At 67.8% G+C, this 15994-nt stretch carries 10 protein-coding genes; 1 reads left to right on the forward strand and 9 read right to left on the reverse strand.

Annotation, left to right across the window (positions count from 1 at the left end; translation table 11 throughout):
* Positions 1 to 61 precede the first annotated feature (61 nt).
* From DESPIG_RS09740 to DESPIG_RS09750, 3 genes are all read right to left on the reverse strand, one after another.
* Positions 62 to 2320: a vitamin B12-dependent ribonucleotide reductase gene (locus DESPIG_RS09740; RefSeq protein WP_187119495.1), complete on the reverse strand. Its 2259-nt coding sequence runs from the start codon at positions 2318 to 2320 to the stop codon at positions 62 to 64.
* Positions 2321 to 2931: 611 nt separating this feature from the next.
* Positions 2932 to 4959, reverse strand: a complete 2028-nt coding sequence (locus DESPIG_RS09745; protein WP_006008076.1) for a small ribosomal subunit Rsm22 family protein — start codon at positions 4957 to 4959, stop codon at positions 2932 to 2934.
* Entirely contained in the window at positions 4960 to 6630 is a 1671-nt protein-coding gene (locus tag DESPIG_RS09750) for an ASKHA domain-containing protein (protein ID WP_081446866.1), read from the reverse strand.
* A 104-nt stretch (positions 6631 to 6734) separates the two neighbouring features.
* Here DESPIG_RS09750 and DESPIG_RS09755 point away from each other — a divergent pair, with 104 nt between their 5' ends.
* Positions 6735 to 7439: a hypothetical protein gene (locus tag DESPIG_RS09755; RefSeq protein ID WP_006008080.1), complete on the forward strand. Its 705-nt coding sequence runs from the start codon at positions 6735 to 6737 to the stop codon at positions 7437 to 7439.
* 20 nt (positions 7440 to 7459) lie between these two features.
* On the opposite strand, the gene DESPIG_RS09760 is transcribed toward DESPIG_RS09755, so the two are convergent.
* From DESPIG_RS09760 to pheT, 6 genes are all read right to left on the reverse strand, one after another.
* Positions 7460 to 8233 carry a class I SAM-dependent methyltransferase gene (locus DESPIG_RS09760; RefSeq protein ID WP_040369798.1) on the reverse strand — a complete coding sequence of 258 codons (774 nt, stop codon included), beginning with the start codon at positions 8231 to 8233 and terminating at the stop codon, positions 7460 to 7462.
* 367 nt (positions 8234 to 8600) lie between these two features.
* On the reverse strand, positions 8601 to 9773 hold the full coding sequence (locus DESPIG_RS09765; protein WP_006008084.1) for a phosphoglycerate kinase: 1173 nt from the start codon (positions 9771 to 9773) through the stop codon (positions 8601 to 8603).
* Between the two features lie 477 nt (positions 9774 to 10250).
* Entirely contained in the window at positions 10251 to 12245 is a 1995-nt protein-coding gene (tkt, locus tag DESPIG_RS09770) for a transketolase (protein WP_006008087.1), read from the reverse strand.
* A 19-nt stretch (positions 12246 to 12264) separates the two neighbouring features.
* Positions 12265 to 12996 (reverse strand): ribulose-phosphate 3-epimerase, encoded by a 732-nt coding sequence (gene rpe / locus DESPIG_RS09775; RefSeq protein ID WP_006008088.1) that lies wholly within the window; start codon positions 12994 to 12996, stop codon positions 12265 to 12267.
* A 71-nt stretch (positions 12997 to 13067) separates the two neighbouring features.
* Positions 13068 to 13409, reverse strand: coding sequence for a MerR family transcriptional regulator (locus DESPIG_RS09780; RefSeq protein ID WP_006008090.1), 342 nt, complete (start codon positions 13407 to 13409; stop codon positions 13068 to 13070).
* A 156-nt stretch (positions 13410 to 13565) separates the two neighbouring features.
* Positions 13566 to 15968: a phenylalanine--tRNA ligase subunit beta gene (gene pheT / locus DESPIG_RS09785; RefSeq protein WP_006008093.1), complete on the reverse strand. Its 2403-nt coding sequence runs from the start codon at positions 15966 to 15968 to the stop codon at positions 13566 to 13568.
* Between the last annotated feature and the right edge of the window lie 26 nt (positions 15969 to 15994).

Raw genomic sequence — 15994 nt, forward strand, 5'->3', positions numbered from 1 at the left:
GGCAGAGCTCCCCGTCGTGCTGCGACAGAAGCGTCCGGCGGCCCCCTCCGTACGGATCGTTCTAACCGCAGCGGGAGAAGCCGCAGGCGGGGCAGATCAGGCAGCCTTCCTGGAAGACCAGGGGCTCGTCACATTCGGGGCAGCGGTGTTCCTCGATGTCGGCCACACCGGAACCCAGATGTTCGTCCTTGAGGTAACGGCGTTCCAGCACCCAGGCGATGGCGTCCGGGATGGAGAGCAGCAGGCCCTTGCCGCGGAACACGGGGTGTTCGCCGCCGATGCCCTTGATCTGGGCCACGATGTCGCGCACCTCCACGCCGGAGCGCAGAGCCAGGGACACCAGACGGCCGATGGCCTCGGCCTTGGCCGTGATGGAGCGGCCGGACTTGCCGATGGTGGCGAAGACCTCGAAGGGCTTGCCGTCGATCTCGTTGACGGTCAGGTACATGGCGCCCAGACCGGTCTGGATCTTCTGGGTGAAGCCCTGCACCACTTCGGGACGCTTGCGCACCACGCCCAGGCGGGGCTTTTCCGCAGGCGCGGGGGCTTCGCCGTCCATCTTCTTCTGGCCTTCGCCGGTGGCCAGCACCTGCAGGCTCTTGCAGCCGTCACGGTATACGGTGACGCCCTTGCAGCCTTCCTTGTAGGCCAGCCAGTAGATGTCGTGGATGTCCTGTTCGGTGGCGCTGTGGGGCAGGTTCACGGTCTTGGAAACGGCGTTGTCGGTATGGCGCTGGAAGGCGGCCTGCATGCGCAGGTGCCAGACCGGATCGATGTCCATGGCCGTGACGAAGACCTTGCGCATGGCGGCGGGCAGGGCATCCAGGGACTGGATGGAGCCTTTTTCCACCACCTGTTCCATGAGCTCGGGCGTGCCCAGACCGGCTTCCTTGAGGGCGGCCTCGAAATAGGGGTTCACTTCCACCAGGCGCTCGCCGTCCAGGATGTTGCGGGTGAAGCAGAGGGCGAACAGGGGTTCCACGCCCGAGGAGCAGCCGCCGATGATGGACAGGGTGCCCGTGGGCGCGATGGTGGTGACGGTGGCATTGCGGTAGGGGCCTTCGCCGCGCTGGGGGAAGACGGATTCCGCATAGGCCGGGAAGGGGCCGCGCTCTTCGGCCAGACGGGCCGAGGCGGCGTGGCCTTCGGCATTGATGAAGCCCATGATGCGTTCGGCCAGGGCGATGCCCGCCTCGGAATCATAGGGGATGCCCAGCTGGAAGAGCAGGTCGGCAAAGCCCATGACCCCCAGGCCGATCTTGCGGTTGCGGCGCACGGTCTCGTCGATGCGGTCCAGCGGGAAGCGCGAGGCGTCGATGACGTTGTCCAGGAAGCGCACGGCCAGGTGCACCACCTGCTTCAGGCCGTCCCAGTCGATACCGGCCGCGGCGGGGTCTTCATCACTCGCATGGCCGGGCACGAAGAAGCAGGCCAGATTGATGGAGCCCAGGTTGCAGGCCTCGTAGGGCAGCAGGGGCTGTTCGCCGCAGGGGTTGGTGGACTCGATCTCGCCCTGGGCGGGCGTGGGGTTGTCGCGGTTGATGCGGTCCAGGAAGACGATGCCGGGGTCGCCCGTCTGCCAGGCGCGGCAGACCAGCAGGTCGAAGATCTCGCGGGCGCGCAGGCTGCCGGTGACCTTGCCGGTGTGGGGATCGGTCAGCTCGTAGTTCTCGTCGCGCTCCACGGCCTGCATGAAGGCTTCGGTCAGGCCCACGGAAAGGTTGAAGTTGTTGAATTCCCCTTCCTTCTCCTTGGCCCGGATGAATTCCACGATGTCGGGATGGTCCACACGCAGGATGCCCATGTTGGCACCGCGCCGGGTACCGCCCTGCTTGATCTGCTCCGTGGCGGTATTGAAGATGCGCAGGAAGGAGACCGGGCCGGAAGCCACGCCGCCGGTGGAACCCACACGGCTGGCCTTGGGACGCAGGCGGGAGAAGGAGAAGCCCGTGCCGCCGCCGGACTTGTGGATCATGGCGGCGAACTTGACGGCATCGAAGATCTCTTCGATGGAGTCGCCCACCGGCAGGACGAAGCAGGCGGAGAGCTGGCCCAGCTCGCTGGCGGCGTTCATCAGGGTGGGGGAGTTGGGCAGGAATCGCCAGCTGGTCATCAGGTCGTAGAACTGGCGGGCCAGGTCTTCGGCGGTGAAGGGGGAACGCTCGTACTTGGCTTCTTCAGCGGCGATGGCACTGGCCACACGCCAGAAGAGGTCACGGGGCGTCTCGGTGCTGCCATCTGCTTTTTTGTGCAGATAGCGTTTCTGCAGCACCACTTCCGTGTTGGGCTTGAGCTGCGGCTCGGGCAGATCGTGAGGCATGGGAGGGATCATGGCAGACCTTTGGGTAAAAAGAAAAGCGGCTGGCCTCCCGCTGGGGGAAAGTCGGCACGCTGGATCGATCGGTTACGGGTCGGGCGGTCCTGGAACCGCACGGCGAAAGCCCTTTATACGCGTTCCCCGGGGGAAAATAAAGGCCCTCCTCCAGTGGAGAAGAAAAGCCCTCTTTTGTCTTATCCAATAAAATCAGGATGTTTTCGGGATAAATCGGCTGGAGGGACTGCCGGAGGGCCCACAGGGGGCAAATCCCCGCAGGGCCTTGCCCTGCAAAGGAAAAGGCGGCGAAAGAAAAATTTTTTCGGGCCCGGGAAAAAGATTTTTGTCACAGGGCGCCGGAAAAGCCGCTCCGGCAGAGCCTGCCGGGGCTGCTCCGCCTGGCCCGTGCCGCTGCCCGCCGCAGGGAAAGAGGCAGGAAAAACAAGGGGGAAGGGGTCGGGACCCCTTCCCCTCAGCTTTCGTTGCGTGGACGTCCGTCAGGCTCCGGACGGCCGGGCACGGCCGTTGCCGGTCAAGACGGGAGGCTTGTACGGCGGCCTACGGATATGCGCATGAAGGCGCTTTTGACCGTTGCGGGCACTCCGCAGGCAGGGGGCCTAGTCCTCCCCACGGCCACGGCCGCGTCCGGACGCATCGCCCTGGCGTCTGTCTCCGGAGCGCCGGTCCCCGGGGCGGCGGCCATCGGGCCTGCGGTCGTTCCGGGGGAAGGCGCGGGGATCGTCGCGCCGGTCAGGACGGCCATCCTCATAGCGTCCGGGACGGCGGTCCTGATGCCGGGCCGGTCTTTCCGGGGCCTCGCGCCGGTCGTCCCGGCGGGGCGGTCGGTCGCTGCCGTTGCGGCGGTCGCGGAAGGACCCGTCTTGGCCGTCACGTTCGCCGGGGCGTCTGCCGAAGGGCCTGTCCCCGTATCTGTCTTCCTGCCGGTCACGGACGTTCCGGCGCGGTTCTTCGGGGCTTGCGGAGCGCCCCGGTCCGCGGCTGCCGCCGGAGACGGCGGGCAGGGCCAGCAGCAGGGCGCCGCTTTTGCGGTCCCGGCGGGGCGTGCCGGGATGTTCGTCCGCCTGGGCCCGGGCCGTGAGCTGCGCCCCCGAGGGCAGGGCCGCGGCATCGGGCACCACGGCCAGACCGGCGGCACAACAGGCATAGCGGGCCTGACCGCGCAGACCGGGCACCACGAAGGGCGAGGAGAGCACACGCACGGGCCGGGGCTGGCGCAGCATGTCCACGGCTTCGCGGCTGTTGTCCGGGGCCTCGTCATCAAAATCGTCCATATCGTCGAACAGGCTCTCCCCGGCGGCCGGGTCGGCACGCAGCAACAGGGGGGCCAGGCTCAGGGCGCTCTTGGCCAGACCGGCGGCGGAGGACAGCTCCTGCAGCCATTGCGGCGCGCCCTCACAGTCGAAGGTGAAGTGGCACCAGCCGCGTCCGGCATGGGCATGGGCCAGCGGGCAGGGGGCCCGGTGCGTGCAGGGGGCCAGCGGCATCAGGTCGCGTTCCAGAGCGGCTTCACGCAGGCGGCTGATGGTCTTGCCGCCCAGACGGGTGCCGGGCTCCACGAAGAGGGCCGCGGGCAGCAGGGCCTCGTCGGCGCTGCCGGTCTCGTCTTCGTTCAGGGGCGCGGGCCAGCACAGGGGCTCCAGCTCGTCCAGGAGGCTTTCCAGACGGCGCACGCCGCCGGAGCCTTCCTCGTCCTCGTCGTCTTCGCGGTTCATCTGGCGGCTCTCGGCGCTCAGTTCGTTGAGCACGTTGGCCGCCGTGAGCAGCCAGGGGCGCAGGTGGCGTTCCTGACGCTCCAGCGTGTCGGCCAGTTTGCGTTCCAGGCGCGGCATGTGCTCCAGCGAGCCCCGTTCCACACGCACCTGCCAGACGGGCTGGCCCAGGATGTCGCCCCAGGCGGCCATGACGTCACGGCCCAGTTCCATGGGCTGCACGGCATTGTCCACGGCCAGCACCTGGATGGGCAGGGCGCGCCATTCGGGACGGGCCAGCCACAGGGCCAGCGGCACGCTCAGGGGGCCGGAACCGCCGTCCAGCAGCAGGGGCGTCTGGCCTTTTTCCAGCCAGAGGCGGGGATCGGGCAGGGGCAGGGAACGGAACAGGCGCGCCAGACGCAGCACGTTCCAGGGCAGGAAATAGTACAGATAGGCACTGGTGCTGGCCGGGGAGCTCCAGTAGGGACGGTAGAGGCCGGAACGCTCACAGGTCAGCAGGCGCGAAAGGGCCTCGATGTCCGCAGGCAGGTTGCGGTAATGGGCGCTGCGCAGCGGGCGCACCGTGCGCAGGGCCTGCCCCAGGGCGTCCAGTTCCCGCCGGACCACGTCAGGCAGGGCGGGCAGTAGCTCGGATCCCATCTGCCACGGGGACGGGCGGCCGTCACGGGGCGTGCGGGATTCCCGCTGGCCGGGACGGCTCCAGCCGGAGAACTCTTCCGGGCGCCGCCGCTCGGCCTGTTCGCCGGTAAAGGAGGAATACTGGCGGCGCGGCGCTTCGGGACGGCGGCGTCCGCGTTCGCGGTCGTTGCGGGACTCTTCATGGAAAGAACGGCGTTCCGTCGGGCGGGCCGCGGGACGGGGACCGCGAGGGGCCGGAGCTTCACCGTATTTTTTCTGTCGGATATCGGACATTCAGACTCCAAAGCGCATATGGCGCAGGTAATCGGCATGGAAGCCGGGATCTTCGGCAACAGGGACGAGCGTGGCCGTCGCGCACCAGCGCGCCAGCGCGGGCAGGCGCCAGGGCTCGGCGGCCAGCAGGGCGGCACCATCCAGCGAGCTGTTGCCCACGGCACGCACACGCCGCCCCATGCCGGAAGGCAAAAAGCCCAGCTCTTCCAGACAGGCAGGCGGGCAATGCTCGCCCAGGGCACCGGCCAGGGCCAGACAGGCCACATCGGACGCGGCCAGGCCGGCGGCCCGCAGCAGGGCCTCCAGTGCCTGGGAGAAGGCGGCCTTGACCTTGAGCAGTTCCTCCACGTCGGCGGCGGCCAGCCATTGCCCGTACGGCAGGGGCAGGCACAGCCCCGTCCGGGACTGCCGGGGCGGCGGGGCCACACGCCGGGCCAGCGGTGAGGTGGGCGTGCGGAAATGGCCGTCGGCATCCAGGCAGCCCAGCCGCAGCAACAGGGCCAGCAGGGAAAGATAGCCCGTGGCGCTGATGCCCTGCACATCGGCTCCGGCGGCCAGAGGGCCGTCCACACTGTGGCAGGACAGGCCCAGGGGCGAGACCTCGAAATGGGTGATGCTCCCCGGCCCGGCCATGCGGCCGCACTGGGGCCCGATGCCTTCCAGGGCCGGGCCCAGCGGGACGCTGGCGAGCCACAGGCGCCCCTGGGCATCCACGAGGGCCAGCTCACCGTTGGTGCCCAGGTCGGCCAGCAGCAGCGGACGCGGCAGGCCGTCGGCCAGCAGGCGGAGCAGCCCGGCGCTGATGTCGCCGCCCACGAAGGGCGCGGGCAGGGGCGGGATCAGCAGCGGCGGCAGTCCTTCCACGGACAGGCCGCAGCCGCCCGCATGGCTGCGCCGGTAGGGCGCGGCGCACAGGCCGCTGATGTCCCTGTCCAGAAAAATGTCGGTCATGGCCGTATTGGCCGCCAGTACCAGCCGTTCCACGGGGATGTCGGGCAGGGAGGCCGTCTGCTGCCGCAGCAGGGCGGCCAGATGGTCGCGCACCAGCTGCGCGAGCCGGGCCCGGCCTTCGGGCATGCTGGCCACGGCCAGCCGGGACATGATATCCGCTCCTGCTCCAGCCTGCGGGTTGAGGTCGTGCCCTTCGGCCGCCACGGACACCGGCAGGGGCGGACGGCAGAGCTGGGAAAGATCGTCAGGGGCCGGTTCTTCCCGGCCGTCGGGAACGGCCAGCAGGCGCCAGTACAGGGACGTGGTGCCCAGATCCACGGCCAGGGCCAGATGCTCCTGTGCCGGGAGGGAGGGCGCGGCCGTGGTCGTGACCGTCATTTTTTCCGGGGCGGGCACGTCAAGATGCAGTTCCGGGCCCATGGCGTCAGTTATCTGACGACGGCAGGCCAGACGCCAGCCCCGGGCCAGCAGGTCAGGGCCCAGGATCTCCTCTTCTTCCGGCAGGGGCTCGGGCGCCACGGACAGGTCATGGAAACGGACCCGGCAGCGGCCGCAACGGCCCAGGCCGGAACAAAGGGGCACGGGCGCCGCCAGCCCGCCCAGCCAGACGGCCCGGGCCAGATCGTCACCGGGGGCCGCATGGCCGCAGCGCGGGGGCGCGGCCGGGATCTCATCCTGCCCGGCGGTCGTGCGGGGCAGCTCATGGACACAAAGTTTCATGCCGCCACACTGCCTCAAGGCGCCGGGCAAGGCAAGCCTCGGAGCCTTGCCCGTTTGGCCTTGTTCTTGCATTCTTTTTCGCAAACTACGGGAAATCGACAGTCATGAGCAGCATACTTTCACAGGAAGAGATCGCCGCCCTGTTGCACGGCCTGCCCGCCGCCGGAGGAAAAGACGTTCCCCCGGCCGAAGCGGCCGCCCCTGCGGACGGAGAAGCACGGCTGGATGCCCTGGCCGCGCGCTGCGCCCGTCTGTGCGCCGCCAGCATGGAGGAGCAGCGGGGGCGCCTGCTGGAGCTGACGCCGCTGCCCGTGCGCCGCCGTCCTTTCGGCAGCGTGGCGGACGGCATACGCGAAGCTTCCTGTTGCTGTGCCGTGGACCTGGAAGGGCTGGAAGAGCCCGCGCTGCTCGTGCTGGACAGGGCTTTCGTGTTCAGCCTGCTGGAAGAGTTCTTCGGCGCAGGGGGCTTCGAACGCCCGGGCCGGCGCCCCCTGACAGCGCTGGAGACCATGCTGGCCCGCAAGTTCGCGGACCGCTTTCTGGCCGCCTTCGACCTGGCCGGAAAGCCTTCGTCCTGGCATCCCCGCTGCGGCCACAGCCTGTCCCTGCCGCGTCTGGCCGTGCTGGTTCCCGATGAGCAGCCGGTCTGGCATCTGGCCTTCCGCAGCCTGCTGGGCGGACGTCCCGGGGCCCTGCACCTGTGCCTGCCCGAGGATTTCAGCACCCACCTGGCCGTACGCTCGGCCCTGCCCGGTCCCGGCCGGAAAAAAAATATCCCGGACGCGGCAGACGCATCCGGGATCGTATAGCGGGCGTGTCTCCGGCCGGGCTAGCAGCCGCGTATCCAGTAGGTCTCGAAGCCGTCTTCCAGCCAGCCGTCTTCCAGATGGCGGAAATCCGCCTTGCGCAGCAACTCCCGGTATTCGTCGCGGGTACGGCGCCAGCCCCAGAACTGCTGGCGGCGGATGCCCAAAAAGTGCAGGAAACCGCGGATGACGATCTTGAGGGCGTTGACGAAGCTGCCGATGAAGCTGTCTTCCTGCAGCAGCGAGGCCGAAAGACAGATGAGCTGGCCACCGGGCACGAGCTGTGCCCGCAGTTCGCCCAGCAGGTGCTGGAGCTCGCGGGTGGGGATGCTGTAGTCCACGGCGGAAAGATAGATGACGTCATAAAAGACGTCCGGCGGCAGGCAGGCCGGGGGCATGCCGATATACATGCGCTCGTTGGGCACATGACGGCGCAGCCAGCGCATGCTGACGGTGCTGGGCTCGTTGACGTGCAGCTCCAGCTCGTCGGCCGACATCTCTTCCACGAGACAATGTTCCATATAGCCTACGCCGCTGCCGATGGAGAGCACACGCAGCGGGCCGGAACCTTCAGGGCGCAGGGCGGCCTGTTCGCGCAGGCGCGCGGCCAGCCACTGGGCATCCTTGCGCTTGTTCTGCCGCCAGATGGCGGGCAGATCGTCCCAGTCCTTGAAGCGCCGGAACAGCTCTTCATAGAAAGTGGCGTAAAACTTGGGCTCCGCCAGATGGAAAAAAGAAATGTGCGAGAATGACGTAAAAGGGATTCCCTGCCAGCTTTCCTGATAAAAACGCCGCACATTTTCCTCCATAAAAGACAAAAGAGGGGGCGGGCCGGGGCCCGCGGACGGTGGTACGGCAAAGGGGCTCCCCCTGCCGGACGCAGCGCGATGATACCCCAGCCGGGCCATCCGCGCAACGTGCCGGAGGCATTGACGGGGCCGGAAGACAAAAAAAACTCGTTCGGGGCAAAAAAAGAAAAGGCCGGGGGAAATCCCCGTCATCATTTCAGGGCAGGACGGCTTTTGGGGAGATGTCGCGGGAACGGCAGGGCCCAACAGACCTCTGTGGACCGCAGCGGGCCAGGGAGCGACGCGCGGGAGCGGCCTCCCGAAACGAAGACAAAAAGATCCCGGAGGGGCCAGGCCCCTCCGGGAAATGAGTCAGTTATTCGCCGCGATCCTGCAGGGCGGCCACGGAGGGCAGCAGTTTGCCTTCCAGCAGCTCCAGGGAGGCACCGCCGCCGGTGGAGATGTAGCCCATTTTGTCGGCCAGGCCGTAGCTTTCCACAGCGGCCACGGAGTCACCGCCGCCCACCACCACGAAGGCGGGGGAGGCCGCCAGGGCTTCGGCCAGGGCCTTGGTGCCCGCGCCGAAGGGATCGGTCTCAAAGGCGCCCACGGGGCCGTTCCAGACCACGGTGGCGGCCTTCTGCAGCAGGCCGGCGTACAGTTCCACGGTCTTGGGACCCACGTCCAGGATCATCTCGTCGGCGGGCACCTTGTCCACGTCGCAGACCGTGGCGGTCTGGCCGGGGGCCAGTTCCTTGGCCGTGACCACGTCCACGGGCAGGGGCAGGGTCTTGCCCAGTTCCTTGGCCTTGGCCATGACCTTTTTGGCGTCGTCCACCAGCTCGGGCTCATACAGGGACGTGCCCACGCTGTAACCGGCAGCGGCCAGGAAGGTGTTGGCGATGCCGCCGCCCACGATGAGGGTGTCCACCTTGCCCAGCAGGTTGTCCAGCAGGCCCAGCTTGGTGGAGACCTTGGAACCGCCGATGATGGCCATCAACGGACGGGCGGGAGCGTCCAGCACCTTGGCGAAGGCGTCCAGCTCGGCGGCCATGAGCGGCCCGGCGCAGGCCACCTTGGCGGCGCGCACGGCCCCTTCGGTGGAGGAGTGGGCGCGGTGGGCGGCCCCGAAGGCGTCCATGACGTAGATGTCGCCCAGAGCGGCCAGTTTGGCGGCCAGTTCGGGATCGTTCTTCTTTTCGCCCTTGAAGAAGCGGATGTTCTCCAGCAGCACCACTTCACCGGGAGCGGCCTTGGCGGCGTCGAAGTCGGCGGCCAGCTTCACGGGACGGCCCAGCAGGCCGGAAAGGTGGGCAGCCACCGGCGCCAGGGAGAATTTTTCTTCCACCACGCCTTCGGTGGGACGGCCCAGATGCGAGAGCAGGACCACGCCCGCGCCCTTGTCCAGCGCCATGCGGATGCCGGGCAGGGCCGCACGGATACGTTTGTCGTTGGTGATGCGGCCATCCTTCATGGGCACGTTGAGATCCTGGCGGATGACAACGGTCTTGCCGCTGCACTCCATGTCCTGCAACAGTCTGATGGGCATGTCTGCCTCCTTTTTGTCAGGGAAGGGATCACCGGGAAGGGCCGGGACACGGCGTCCGGTTTGTCAAAAAGATATGTTCCCCGAAGCGGAAAGTCCAGCCCGGCCCCGCAGGTCAAAGGGAATGCCGTCATCGGCAAGAGCCGCGGCCGCCGTTCCGCCTCCGAAGGGGGAGGACGGCATGGCGCGATGCCATCAAGAGAGCGTCCGTTTGTCCTGTGTGACGGCCCCCGGCAGGGGACACGGACCGGCATCTTCAGGGCTCACGGCACCATGTCCGTTATGCTGCCGGCTGACCGGTCTGCGGCGGCCCGGCACGTCCATGCGCCACCTGCGTGTCCGTCCGCTCCGGACAGGACGCAAAAAGGCCCGGGACCTTGTGGTCCCGGGCCATATTTTTATGCGCTGTTTTTGGGGAGGGGAGTGTGCCGCAAGCAGCGACCCCCAAGGCCCCCCTCAACGGATCATATCAGTCCCGCATTATCCCAGCAGCTGGCGGGCCATGTCGGCCAGGTGGGCGGCGGTGAAGCCGAAGTGTTCGGCCAGGGCCTTGCCCGGGCCGGAAGCGCCGAAAGTGGTCATGCCGAGCACGGCACCGTCCAGGCCCACATACTTGCGCCAGTAGTCGGCGGCAGCGGCTTCCACGGCCACGCGGGCACGCACGGCGGCGGGCAGCACGCTTTCGCGATAGACGGTATCCTGGGCGTCGAAGCGCTCGCAGCAGGGCATGGAGACCACGCGCACCTTGCGGCCTTCGGCGGTCAGGGCCTCGGCGGCCTCAAGGGTGATGCCCACTTCGGAGCCGGTGGCCATGAGGATGAGCTCGGGGGTACCGTCGCAGTCACGCAGCACATAGCCGCCGCGGGCGATGGCCTGCACCTGGGCCTCATCACGGCTGACGAAGGGCAGGTTCTGGCGCGAGAGCGAGAGGCAGGTGGGACGGTGGGCGTTCTCCAGGGCGCACTGCCAGGCAACGGCGGTCTCCACGGTATCGCAGGGACGCCAGACATCCAGGCCGGGCATGAGGCGCAGGCCGGGCACCTGTTCGATGGGCTGGTGGGTGGGGCCGTCCTCGCCCACGCCGATGGAGTCGTGGGTGAAGACCCAGACCGCACGGGTGCCCATGAGGGCCGCCAGACGCAGGGCGTTCTTGGCGTAGTCGGAGAAGACCATGAAGGTGCCGGCGTAGGGGATGAAGCCGCCGTGCAGGGCCAGGCCGTTCATGATGGCGCTCATGCCGAACTCGCGCACACCGTAGGCCAGATAGTTGCCGGTGCAGGTGGCGGGATCGAAGTTCACGGAATGGCTGGTCTTGGTGCCCACGGAGCCGGTCAGGTCGGCGGAGCCGCCCAGCATCTCGGGCAGGTTGCCCACCAGTTCTTCCAGGGCCTTCTTGGAGGCCACTCGGGTGGCGATGCTCTCACCGGCTTCCACGGCCTTCTTGACCATGGCGGCGGCGATGTCGGCCCAGTCGGCGGGCAGGTCGCCCTTCATGCGGCGTTCCAGTTCGGCGGCCATTTCGGGGCAGGCGGCGCGGTAGGCGTCGAAACGGGCCTGCCATTCGGCTTCGGCCTTCTTGCCGGCTTCACGGGCGTCCCAGGCGGCGGCGATGTCGTCCGGCACGGAGAAGGCGGGCTGATGCCATTCCAGAGCGGCACAGGTGGCGGCGGCCACGTCCACGCCCAGGGGCGAGCCGTGGCAGGAGGCGGAGTCGGCCTTGGAGGAACCGAAACCGATGTGGGTCTTGCAAATGATGAGGCTGGGGTGCTCGGCGTCGGCGCGGGCTTCGGCCAGGGCGGCATCCAGGGCCTCGGCATCATGGCCGTCCACGGGACCGATGACCTGCCAGCCGTAGGCTTTGTAGCGAGCGGCCACGTCTTCGGTGAACCAGCCGTCGATTTTGCCGTCGATGGAGATGCCGTTGGAGTCGTACAGGGCGATGAGCTTGCCCAGGCCCCACACGCCGGCCAGGGAGCAGGCTTCGTGGGACACGCCTTCCATGAGGCAGCCGTCACCGAGGAACACGTAGGTGTGGTGGTCGATGACCGTGTGTTCGGGGGTGTTGAAGCGGGTGGCCAGCATCTTTTCGGCCAGGGCCATGCCCACGGCAGACGAGATGCCCTGACCCAGGGGACCGGTGGTCATTTCCACGCCGGGGGTCACGTCGCATTCGGGATGGCCGGGGGTGCGGGAGCCCAGCTGGCGGAAGTTGCGGATGTCGTCCATGCTCAGGTCGTAGCCGGTGAGATGCAGCACGGCATAGAGCAGCATGGAGGCGTGACCGTTGGACAGCACGAAGCGGTCACGATCCATCCAGCCGGGATTGGCGGGATTGTGTTTGAAGCCGTGGCGCCAGAGGGCTTCGGCCATGTCGGCCATGCCCAGGGGGGCGCCGGGATGACCGGAACGGGACTTCTCGATGGCGTCGATGGCAAGGGCGCGGATGGCGTTGGCACACTGTCTGCGGGTAGGCATGATGCGGTCCTTTGTTGAGTTATTTTTTCAGGGCGCGGCCGGGCTGCCACAGGGCGGCCGCAGCGCAACGGGCATTGTGGGCATTGTCGGCCGCGGCCTGGGCAGCGGCCTGGAATTTCTGATGGCATTGGTCATAGGGCGGGTGGCCGAAGAAGGCCGAGCCCGAGACCAGCACGTCGGCACCGTCGGCCACCAGCTGCGCGGTGTTCTCGGGGCAGGCGCCGCCGTCCACCTGGATGAGCACGTCCCCGGCACCGGCGGCGTTGAGCATGGCGCGGGTGGCGCGGATCTTGTCGAAGCTCTGGGGGATGAACTTCTGGCCGGAGAAGCCGGGGTTCACGCTCATGACCAGCACCATGTCCAGATCGGGGGCCAGCCAGCGCAGGGAGGCGATGTCCGTACCGGGGTTGAAGGCCAGACCGGCCTTCATGCCCAGGCGGCGGATCTCGCTGAGGGTGCGCTGGGGGTGACGGTCGGCCTCGGCGTGGATGACCAGCATGTCGGCCCCGGCATCACGGAAGGATTCCAGATAGCGGGCGGGCTCCTCGATCATGAGGTGCACGTCGAAGAAAAGTTTGCTGCTGCGTTTGCGCAGGCTTTTGATGACGGGCTGGCCAAAGGTGATGTTGGGCACGAAGGCCCCATCCATGATGTCCAGGTGCAGCCAGGAGATGCCCGCGGCCTCAAGGGCGGCGAGCTCGTCGGCCAGACGGGAGAAATCGGCGGAGAGCAGGGAAGGAGAAAGGATCATGCGGCATCCTGTGTAGGCTGCCTGTCGTGCAGGACCGCCGCGGCGTACTGCCGGAGCGGCAGGACAGGGGATCACCGGCCGGCCAGAACGCGGCGCAGCTCGGTCAGCTCGTTTTTCAGCTTCAGCATCAGGGCCGGATCGCGCTTGCTGGCGGCGCGTTCCGGCAGGACCTCGTCCAGGGTGGCGCTGCCGTCCAGGATGCGGCGCGCGCCTTCTATGGTCATGCCCTTCTGGTGCAGCAGCTGCTGGATGCGGCGCAGCAGGGCCATGTCCTCTTCGGTGTAGAAACGCTGGCCCGAATCCGTACGCCGGGGAGCCAGCTGGGGGAACACCGTTTCCCAGAAACGCAGCACGGAAGTATTGAGGTTGAGCAGGGCGGCGGCTTGGCCGATCTTGTAGAGTTTTTCCGACATGCTCCCTCTCTTGCGGGTTTCACCGCGCGGGACGGGACCGCACGCAGTGCCACGGACCGCGGCCCCGCAAGGGGGCCGCAGCCCGTGGAAAACCGTATCAGCAGCACTTCCGTCACAGGGCAGGCAAGGCTTGCCCGGTACGGAAGGGACAGGCGGCTAGATGCGTACGCCCAGCGCCTGCACCAGGGATTGTGCCACCTTTTCCCGCACTTTGTCCACTTCCGCATCCTTGAGGGTGCGCTCGGCATGACGGAAGGTCAGGCGGAAGGTGAGGTTGCGTTCGTCGCTGCCTTCGGGGCTGAAGCTGTCCACCAGCACGGCACCTTCCAGCAGGGGCTGCTTCTGGCCCATGATCTGATCCAGGATGGCGCCCACGGTCACGCCCACGGGCGCGGCCACGGTGATGTCGCGGCGCACCGGCGGGAAGACGGCCAGGCTCTGGAAGCGCACCTGGGCGGCATCATGCAGGCGGCGCAGCACGTCGAGGTTGAGCTCGGCCAGCCAGACGTCCTTGCGGGCGTGGAAGCTGTCGGCCATCTCGGGACGCACGCGGCCCATGACGCCCACCTCGGTGCCGTCCACGCTCAGGCGCACGCAGGGCAGCAGGTAGGGATGGCCCTCGGCCAGTTCGCACACGGGGGCGGACAGGTTGAGGAAGTGCAGCAGGTGCTCCACGATGCCCTTGAGGTCGCTGTAATCCATGTCGGCTTCCACATGCGGCCAGGCGCTGTCGTGGCGCTGGCCGTAGAGGAGCACGCCCAGCATGCCGGTCTCGCTGGCGCCGGTGGCGTGGGGATCGTCGCTGGGAGCGGCCGTGAAGGTGTTGGCCAGCTCGAACAGGCGCACGCCCGCGGCACCCTGGGCCAGGTTGTTGCGCAGGTCATGCAGCAGGCCGGGAGCCAGTACGGTGCGCAGGGCATCCTGTTCGGCGGAGAGCGGGTTCATGATGGAGATGCGGCCTTCGGCGGGCAGGCCCAGCAGGTCCAGATCCTTGTGGCCCACGAAGCTGTAGTTGACGGCTTCGTTGAGGCCCAGACCGGCGCCCCAGTGGCGCAGGCGGGACCAGAACTGGAAGGTGGACATGGGTTCGCCGGCGTGGCCCAGATCCTGCAGGAAGGCGGGCAGCTCGGGGGCGATGGTGTCCAGACCGTGCACACGGCCCACTTCTTCGATGAGGTCGGCTTCGCGGGTCAGGTCGGGGCGCCAGCTGGGCTGGGTGACCTGCCAGCTGTCGTCGCTGGTCTTCTCGATGGCGCAGCCCATGCCGGAGAGCACCTTCTCGTCGAAGTCGCGGCTCAGTTCCACGCCCAGCAGGGCATTGGCGCGGGCGGGGCGGAACTCGATCTGCACGGGCACGAAGGGCTTGGGCTCGGCCAGGGTGTAACCGGGGCAGACCTTGCCGCCGGCGGCGGCCACCATCATGGCGCAGGCACGGTCCAGGGCCCAGATGGAGCGCTTGTGGTCGATGCCGCGCTCGAAGCGGTAGGAGGATTCGGACGACAGGCCCAGACGGCGCGAGGTCTTGCGGATGGTGCCGGGACGGAACACGGCGCTTTCCAGGAAGACGTTGGTGCTGGCATCGTCGATCTCGGTGGCCTGGCCACCCATGACACCGGCCAGGGCCACGGCGCGCTCGGCGTCGCGGATGCAGAGGTCACGGGGATCGAGGGTGCGCTCCTGACCGTCCAGGGTGACGATCTTTTCGCCCTGGGCGGCGGGGCTGACGATGATGCGGTTGCCGCGCAGCTTGTCCAGGTCGAAGGAATGCAGGGGCTGGCCGCATTCGAAGAGGATGTAGTTGGTCACGTCCACGATGTTGGAGATGGGACGCACGCCCACGGCATGCAGACGGTGACGGATGCGCATGGGCGAGGGAGCGATCTTGACGCCGGCGATGACGCGACCGGCGTAAAGGTTGCACAGCTCGGGATCGCTGACTTCCACGCTGGGCAGGTCGCGGGCCGGGCCGTCCTCGCACAGGGGCAGTTCGGGGATGGTCAGGGGCAGGTTGAAGGCCAGGGCGGTCTCGCGGGCCAGGCCCAGCACGGAGAGGCAGTCGGCGCGGTTGGGGGTGATGGAGATGTCCAGCACCTCGTGATCCAGCTCCAGGGTGTCCACCAGACGGGTGCCGGGCACGGCGCTGTCGGGCAGGACCATGATGCCGCTGTGGTCTTCGGTGAGGCCCAGCTCGCGTTCGGAGCAGATCATACCGAAGGAGGGAGCGCCGCGCAGCTTGGCCTTCTTGATGACCAGGCCGCCGGGCATGGTGGTGCCCACCAGGGCCACGGGGACTTTCTGGCCGGCGGCCACGTTGGGGGCGCCACAGACGATGTCCAGCAGTTCGCCCTGGCCGGCGTCCACCTTGCAGATGTGCAGGTGGTCGGATTCGGGATGGTCGACGCATTCCACCACATGGCCCACCACGATGGGGGCGATGGCGTCATAGGGGCGCACGATTTCTTCCAGTTCCAGGCCCAGCATGGTCAGCCGGTCGCCCAGCTCCTGTGCCGTGCCTTCATACGGGACGAATTCGCGCAGCCACGAAAGAGAAAGCAGCATATGTCATCTCACTGGCCCCGCAGGGC

It is taken from the genome of Desulfovibrio piger ATCC 29098 (genome assembly GCF_000156375.1).
In the GTDB taxonomy this organism is placed as follows: Bacteria; Desulfobacterota; Desulfovibrionia; order Desulfovibrionales; family Desulfovibrionaceae; genus Desulfovibrio; species Desulfovibrio piger.

Coding starts and splice junctions, on each gene's coding strand:
- DESPIG_RS09740 (WP_187119495.1), bottom strand. CDS start 2,320: ATGCCTCACGATCTGCCCGAGCCGCAGCTCAAGCCCAACACGGAAGTG.
- DESPIG_RS09745 (WP_006008076.1), bottom strand. CDS start 4,959: ATGTCCGATATCCGACAGAAAAAATACGGTGAAGCTCCGGCCCCTCGC.
- DESPIG_RS09750 (WP_081446866.1), bottom strand. CDS start 6,630: ATGAAACTTTGTGTCCATGAGCTGCCCCGCACGACCGCCGGGCAGGAT.
- DESPIG_RS09755 (WP_006008080.1), top strand. CDS start 6,735: ATGAGCAGCATACTTTCACAGGAAGAGATCGCCGCCCTGTTGCACGGC.
- DESPIG_RS09765 (WP_006008084.1), bottom strand. CDS start 9,773: ATGCCCATCAGACTGTTGCAGGACATGGAGTGCAGCGGCAAGACCGTT.
- tkt (WP_006008087.1), bottom strand. CDS start 12,245: ATGCCTACCCGCAGACAGTGTGCCAACGCCATCCGCGCCCTTGCCATC.
- rpe (WP_006008088.1), bottom strand. CDS start 12,996: ATGATCCTTTCTCCTTCCCTGCTCTCCGCCGATTTCTCCCGTCTGGCC.
- DESPIG_RS09780 (WP_006008090.1), bottom strand. CDS start 13,409: ATGTCGGAAAAACTCTACAAGATCGGCCAAGCCGCCGCCCTGCTCAAC.
- pheT (WP_006008093.1), bottom strand. CDS start 15,968: ATGCTGCTTTCTCTTTCGTGGCTGCGCGAATTCGTCCCGTATGAAGGC.